Origin of the sequence: Trichocoleus sp. ST-U1, assembly GCF_039961835.1 — a bacterium.
In the GTDB taxonomy this organism is placed as follows: domain Bacteria; phylum Cyanobacteriota; class Cyanobacteriia; order Cyanobacteriales; family FACHB-T130; genus FACHB-T130.
The window spans coordinates 55,731-63,316 of the sequence record NZ_JAMPJZ010000027.1 but is presented as its reverse complement, the minus strand read 5'-3'; the positions used below and the strand labels follow the sequence as shown (position 1 = coordinate 63,316).

General features: G+C 45.8%; 5 protein-coding genes. 2 read left to right on the top strand and 3 right to left on the bottom strand.

Translation table 11 applies throughout. The features are described from left to right. Positions 1–207: 207 nt before the first annotated feature. From NDA06_RS12400 to NDA06_RS12390, 3 genes are all read right to left on the bottom strand, one after another. Positions 208–4,440: a PAS domain S-box protein gene (locus tag NDA06_RS12400; RefSeq protein ID WP_190986314.1), complete on the bottom strand. Its 4,233-nt coding sequence runs from the start codon at positions 4,438–4,440 to the stop codon at positions 208–210. Between the two features lie 316 nt (positions 4,441–4,756). Then, entirely contained in the window at positions 4,757–5,884 is a 1,128-nt protein-coding gene (locus NDA06_RS12395; RefSeq protein ID WP_190986313.1) for an aldo/keto reductase, read from the bottom strand. Positions 5,885–5,985: 101 nt separating this feature from the next. Next, positions 5,986–6,486 (bottom strand): bifunctional nuclease family protein, encoded by a 501-nt coding sequence (locus NDA06_RS12390; protein ID WP_190412793.1) that lies wholly within the window; start codon positions 6,484–6,486, stop codon positions 5,986–5,988. A 132-nt stretch (positions 6,487–6,618) separates the two neighbouring features. On the opposite strand from NDA06_RS12390, the gene NDA06_RS12385 reads away from it, so the two are divergent. Further along, positions 6,619–6,789 (top strand): hypothetical protein, encoded by a 171-nt coding sequence (locus NDA06_RS12385; protein ID WP_190439813.1) that lies wholly within the window; start codon positions 6,619–6,621, stop codon positions 6,787–6,789. A gap of 88 nt (positions 6,790–6,877) precedes the next feature. Beyond that, positions 6,878–7,585, top strand: coding sequence for a riboflavin synthase (locus tag NDA06_RS12380; protein ID WP_190986312.1), 708 nt, complete (start codon positions 6,878–6,880; stop codon positions 7,583–7,585). The last annotated feature ends 1 nt before the right edge of the window (position 7,586 follow it).

Here is a 7,586-nt window from a genome sequence, read left to right as displayed (position 1 = left end):
GCTTATCAAAAATAAATATAAGAAGTTCTTACCTTCCTATAGTAACTAACCTTATTAATCGAACCTAGGTAACAGTCAAGCCGCCTAGAATGAAAAAATCAGCGAAGACAGGAAAAGAATGTAGAGGAAGATTTTTTCTAAGTTTGGTATATAAAGATACCGTTATTAAAATCCTTGCTATAACGGGTTAAAACTAGCCCCTGAAGCTTAACAATCCCCGCTCAACGGTAACTTAATCGTAAAGGTTGTACCCACTCCGACTTCACTTTCTACGGTGATTTTGCCTTTGTGTAAGTCTACAAAGTTTTTAATAATCGCTAATCCTAAGCCAGTTCCAGGAATATTGCCAACATTAGAAGCTCTATGGAAGGTTTCAAACAATCGTTGCCGATCTTGTGGAGGAATGCCAATTCCTCGATCTTTAATTTGGAAGATGGCTTCCCCATTGTGGCAGCTAAGTTCGCATTTTATAATACCCCCCCCTGGGGTATATTTGATAGCATTTGAGAGTAAATTGCTGAGGATGTGGCGCAGCAGTTTTTCATCAATGCAAGCTGCGAGACATTCTCCCTGACTTGAGAAAATTAGGGAATGGCGATCGCCCGCTGTTAGTTGCATTTCTGCTACAAGGTCTTGGCAGAATGTTTCTAGCTCTATCGTGGCAGGGTTAAACTCTGTCTTGCCAGCTTCATTTTTGCCAATAAGCAACACTTCATCTAACATCCCGTCCATCCGTTGAACAGCAGTTTTAATTCGATGCAGATGAATCCTTTTCTTCTCTTCTGTCCATTTAAAGCCGTAATTTTCAAGCAATCCAGCCGAAAACAAAATAGTCGATAACGGGGTACGAAATTCGTGAGAAGTCATAGAAACAAAACGGGATTTTAGTTCGTGCAGTTCCTTTTCTTTTTCCAAAGCATTGCGAATTTCTTCTTCTGCTCGCTTGCGCTGCATGAATAATCCCAATTCAGTTGAAGCGGAAATCAGTTCGATGAGTCGTTCGTCTTGTTCGCAAGATTCAAACATATAAAACACAAGGACAGCCAAAACAGTATCATCAGCAATAATTGGAATTCCTAAAGCGGCTTTTAATCCAATTTTCATTGCCAAATTTACCCTGAAATAAACTTGATGCGACTCACCGGAAACATCTCGTTGCCACTCTGGTTGTTTTGAGACCCAGACACGACCGGGTAACCCAATCCCTGGTGCAAAGGTCAAGTTCTCGCCTCCTTGCCGGAATTCCTCTAGACAAGTGGCACGGCTATACCAACCTCGACTGCATTCGAGAACGCTGTTGTCGGATTGTGGAATCCAGGCTTCCCCAAAATCCCAGCCAGTGGCTTCACACACTTTCTGGAGTGCTACGAATAGCGCTGAGTGAAAGTCTGGAGACTCAAAAATAGCTTGGGTCATGGTTTGCAGAAAATAAACCTCCTCCTCCGTTCGCTTGCGATCGCTAATATCCTCTGCAATTCCGGCAATTCGATAGACTTGCCCTGTCTCGTCCCGAACTGGAAAGGAGCGATCGCGTATCCAGCGAATCGTCCCATCCGGGCGGATAATCCGATATTCGTAGTCGTCCACTTCTTGCTGGCGTTTTTCAAGCCCATCTATCACCGACTGCCGATCTTCTGGATAAATAGAATCCAGCCAAGATTCAGGCTGCTGATAAAGGCTTTCGCAAGTTTGCCCCCATACCTGCTCGTAAGGGGGACTGATATAGAGCATTTGTTTCTCATCGGGAGTCGTCATCCAGAAAACTTGCGGAATATTTTTCGCTAATTGGCGGAAACGCTCTTCCGATTCCCGTAGCGCTGCTTCTATCTGCTTGCGTTCGGTAATGTCTTGAATGGTGGCAGTGCTAAATTGAGGGGCACCGCTGGGACTGCGAATCAAAGAAACGGTCAAGTAGCCCCAAGCCACATGACCATCCTTGCAGATATAGCGCTTTTCCAAATGGTAAGAATCCTGCTTTCCAGCCATTAACTCTTGGTAAAGTTCCCGGTCTTGCATGGCGTCATCTGGATGCGCCAACTCACTGAAAAGCATCCCTTGTAGTTCTTGTTCGCTATAACCTAAAATTTCCCGAAACTTGGGATTACTTGCCAAAAGCCGCCCCTCTAAAGTGGTCAGGACGACACCCATCGCTTCTCTTTCAAAAATTGTTCGGAATCGCTCTTCACTTTCCCTCAGAGCTTCTTCAGATTGTTTGCGTTCGGTAATGTCCCGATCTATACCGCGATAGCCACAAAATTTCCCAGAGCTATCAAAAACTGGGACGCCACTGGTTTCTAGAACAACTCGATGACCGTTTTTGTGGATGTTGATATTTTCTAGGCAAGAGAATGGTATTGCTTGGGCAGCAATTGGCCCAAAAGTGTTCGCAATCCGGAAGGCTTCTTCCGGCGGCATTAAGTCAAAGGGCGTTTTCCCCAAAACTTCTTCAGGTTCGTAACCTAAGATGTCGCGCACTTTGGGACTTGTGTAAATGTAAACAGCATTCTCATCTACCTCCCATACCCAATCGCTGGTAGTTTCCAGCAAATTGCGGAACCGTTCCTCGCTTTTTTTCAATGCCTCCTCTGCCAGTTTGCGTAGCGTGACGTGCCGGAGGCTTTCGCTGATATCCCGAATAATACTTAATAAAACTCTTTGATTGTCAATTACCCAGCTTTGGGAACTGACTTCCACTGGAAAAGTGCTGCCATCTTTGCGGCGGTGAGTGGTAGTAAATAAGATGCCTCGCTGTTCTGCTTGCTCCAGTTGTTGAGCGATCGCTGTATGAGTTGGAGGATCTCGCAAGTCCTGAATGTTTAAGGCAACAATCTCTTCGCGTTCGTAACCGTATGTCTGAATTGCCGCCTGATTCGCTTCGATAATTTGCCCTTGATTCCCAATAAACAAAACAACGTCACGGGCATGTTCCGATAGCAATTGATAATGCTTTAAGGTTTCTTGAGCGAGCTTGCGTTCGGCAATCTCTGCTTGGAGTGCCTGGACAACATCTTCTAGCTCAACGGTACGCTCTTGGACTCGGATTTCTAACGCCTCATTTGCTTGCCGTAAGGCTGTTTCTGCCTGCTTGCATAACATCGTCTGCCGCTGCCTTTCGCTGATATCTGCGGTACTGCCGTAGTAATAGAGAACGCCATCCTCTATGGCAGGTCTGGCTGTAATTTCAAACCAGCGATCGCCTCTATGAAGAGTGTGAAAAAGATAAACAACCTGATAGGGTTCCCCTTTGGTAATTGCTTCCCAAGCTATCCGAATTGCTTCTTGGGATTCATGCCCTAAATCGACTCGATCGTCCCAAACTTGATAATTCTCAAAAAATGCCTGTGTAGAAATGCCGCTGAGTTCGGTTAGGATCTCGCTGGCATGGATAAACTGGGTGGTTGCAGGGCAGAACTTCCAGACAAAACTGGGCAGCATATTAAAAATTTGATTAATCTCGCCAGCACTTCGCTGAAGTAACGCTTCAGCGGCTTTGCAGTCTGTGATATCTTGCAATTCCCCCAAAATCCGAATAACTCTTTGTTTTTGCTCATCCCATTGCGATCGCGCATAATTTCGTAACCATCGAACTTCACCGCTACGGGTCACGATCCGGTGTTCGCTAATCTCAGAGTGACCAGAAACTAGGTTGAGAAAATTTTGCTGAACTTTTAACCAGTCGTCGGGATGAATAAGCCGCCGCCAGCCATCAAGAGTGATAATTTCCGCGAACGTGTAACCGCTCACTCGCAAAAAGGTCTCTGACACCCATTCGGTTGTCATTTGACCGTCAGGGGCAACTGTTAGGCAATAGGTATCAGAGGTCAGTTCTGAGATAACGCGATATTGTTCCTTACTGTCGAACAGTGCTTGCTCTGTTTGCCTACGGCTGGTAATGTCTTCAACGGTACCTTCGTAGTAAAGTAGCTTGCCACTGCGATCGCGCACAGCACGGGCATTAGAAGAAATCCAAATGCAACTGCCGTCGGGGCGATTAACCTGAGATTCAAATCCCGTTACGGCATCAGTTTTTTGGAGTAATTGGTACAACTCCAAATTGCTTGCGTGCCAATGAAGATTGCCAATAAGTTCATTTGGTGAGTTGTAGCCATAAATGCGTGCCAGCGCTGGATTCGCATTCATATAGCGTCCATCATCCGTAACTTGATAAATTCCCTCAACGGTGTTCTCAAAGATACGGCGATAATTATGCTCGGATTGTTGCAATTGTAAGCCAGCACGAATTAGAACATACAACAACCCGCTAATAGATAGAATAAATCTCCACTCTTTCAGCATCTCTAACTGGATTAAAAACGCTAAATTCTTGCTCAGTAAATTAAGTATTTCATTCCCAGAAACAATATAAATAATGCTAATTAATATATAAATAGATACAATTCTGCGAACTAGATTTTCTGTAGAGGTAAGCTGATTTTTCATGACTACCAAATATAGTTATGGAATATTCAAAGCCCACCTTCTCAAAGTCAAACTTTAAACCAACCTTAACCAATGGATTAGCAAAATTCTTTTTTAAGCTATTTTACATAAATCAATGTGTCGGTAATCCAGATCACTAAACATCTTAACAAGTATATATCTTTAGATAGGTGTAAAACTTAAACCGATAAGCTAAAGCTACTGTTCATCGTCGGAGTGATAACAGCATCAGGCAAGGGCACAAATACCCTGTCCATACATCCTGGTTGCCTTAAAATCTGTTCACGCAACTATCTTTACGCAACTACCGTTACGATTATTCCCAAAGCCGACGCCTAGGTTGTCCATTCAGACGCTGGTGAGAATCTCGCAAAAGCGCTGGAATGTCTAAATGTTGAGGGCATTGGGGCAGACAGTCACCACAGTCAGTGCAGCGATCGCCTTTCATCCCCGGAAACCAGTGACCGGCATTTTCAAACATTCGGTAGCGGTATTGACCATACGCTGTCATGTCATAGGCAACCGCTAAATTACGCAGGCGCAATATTTCTGGAATATTGATGTTTTCTGGGCAGGGCAAACAAGCGTAGCATTGACTACATAAATCTGGAGAAATTACTCCTAAATGAGCTTGTAAGCGGTCGAAAACTTCAATTTCCTCCGGTTTCAGCGGTTCATCGCGCTCAGCAACCGCCAAACATTCCGTCAATTCGCTGGGGTTCGCTGGGCCAACACTGAGCGTGGTAATGCGGCGATCGCTCAACAGAAACCGATAATTTAGTTCTAGGGGTGAAAAGGGATGGCACAGATGTTGAAGCGTTTCCGGTGGCGTGTAGAGTAGCCCCCCCTTATCCGCTGGTGAAATAATAAAAATTCCCATATCCTTTTGGTTGGCTAACTCAACCGCCGGGGCATGGCGCTGGAAAAAGTAATAATAATGCAGGTTGACGAATTCAAATAAATTGGTGTTAATCGCCGCTAGAATCACATCCAGCGGCCCGTGGGTGGAGAAGCCAACGTGACGAACTCTGCCATCTGCCACGGCTTCCTGCACCGCCTGCATACAGCCTCCATCCACTTGCACCCAGTTTAAATGTTCCCAGGTGTTAAGGCCATGAATCGCCAGACAATCCACAAAATCAGTCTGTAAGTTCAAGAGCGACTCATCAATCCACCGACGCATCGTATCGGCGTCACTGCTTGGGGGAAGTTTGGTAGTGATATAAAGCTGTTCTCGCGACTGGGGCAATCCTGCGGCTAAAGCGGCACCGAGATATTCTTCGCTTTTGCCGTAACCCCTCGCGGTTTCTAAGTGATTAATTCCACAAGCAACGGCTTGATGCACCGTCTGGTAGGCATCTTCAAAGGAAGCCAGACAGCGCATCGTCCCGCAAGAAAACACTGAAAGCGGTAAATTTGTTTTTCCAAACCGCCGATAACGCATAAAAAGTAAAAAGAAAGAGCAAGAGAAAGCCGCGATCGCCCAAGTAAAAAGTTCATTTTCTTGCTTTTGGCTTTTGCCTTTTTACGTTTGCCCTTGGTGTGCTATGATTCCGTGCTGGAGCCTCCTCGCTGGATCAAATCTTCCGGTCGAAGCTTCGATACAAAATCACGGAAGGCTCGGCGTTCTGCCTCATCGGCATCGCGATCGACAGGGATAGAAGCATCAGCAATGACTTCTTCCATTACCCAAATGGGGCTGCCAGTGCGGATGGCGATCGCGATCGCATCACTAGGCCGAGCATCAATCTCCTTTTTTACCTCACCCTGCCGGACACTCAAGATCGCATAAAAGGTATTGTCCTGAAGCGAGTGAATAATGATCCGCTCTAAGGTCATATTCCAAACGTCCAGGATATTCACCAGGAGGTCATGAGTCAGGGGACGGGGAGGGGTTTGTTTTTCCAAAGCGCTGATAATTGCCTTTGCCTGATCTTGCCCAATATAAATTGGCAAGGCTCGTCGCTCCGAGGCATCTTTGAGCAACACAATCGGGCTGCGCGTCACGGCATCTAATGCAATTCCAGCGACTTTCATTTCAATCATCAGCTTGGCCTCTAGAACACGGTAGGCGTCGGGGGGGATAAAGCAAAGCTATAAACTGGTACTGGAGGTAGTGGGGTTTAACAAACACGCTTGCGGTTCTAATCACCTTACCAAGCGAAGGTACAACCAGCTATGAAGACTTGGTTAAGTTGGGATCAACAAAGCTGTATCTCCCAGTATGCCTCAGTCTTAGAACGATTCGCTGGAGATTTTACTAAAAAATATAGACCGATTGCCTTCATCCCTTCGCTGGTTGTTCGCTATCAGTTATCAGTAGGTCGAAATCCGATTAATTACATCTAATAGCAAGTTGTTTTTCGGTTTTTTCACTGAATCATGAGCGACGATCGTTTGCCAATGACCGTTATTTACCTAATTTCACTTAAAAACAGTGTTTACCGGATTAATTCAAGCTCTAGGAACTATTAATTCTCTGGGAGAAGACCGTTTTGGGCTTTCCTGCGTGGGAGATACTTGTCAGCTGATACTGTCAGATTTAGCGATTGGCGATAGTGTGGCGGTGGATGGCGTTTGTCTGACGGTAGAGGAAATTTCGCCTCAAGGCTTTGTGGCAACCGCTTCTCCGGAAACTCTTAGTCGCACCACCTTAGGACAGCGAGAACAAGCCGCCGCCTACGTGAATTTAGAAACCTCTCTCCGGGTTGGCAGCAAGCTAGGAGGACATTTTGTGACAGGGCACATAGACGGAATAGGCTGTCTGCAAGAGTCGGTACAAACTGCTACTTCCTGGGAAATGCGCTTTGAAATACCGGCAGCAGAGGATGGGGAGCAGCGCCAGATTGCTCGGTACATCATTCCCAAAGGCAGTATTGCGGTCAATGGTGTGAGTCTGACGGTGGCAGATTGCGACCCTGATGGAAGTTGGTTTACGGTAGCGGTGATTCCTCATACTTATGCCGAGACAAACCTACCTTATTTACAGACTGGCAGTTTGGTGAATTTGGAAGGAGATATTCTGGGCAAGTACGTGGAAAAATTTCTGCGTTATCCAGCACGAACATCTGAGCAGAATCCACCCGCTACGATCGGGATGGATGGAATTACACCCGCTTTCTTGGTAGAACACGGGTATTCTTAGA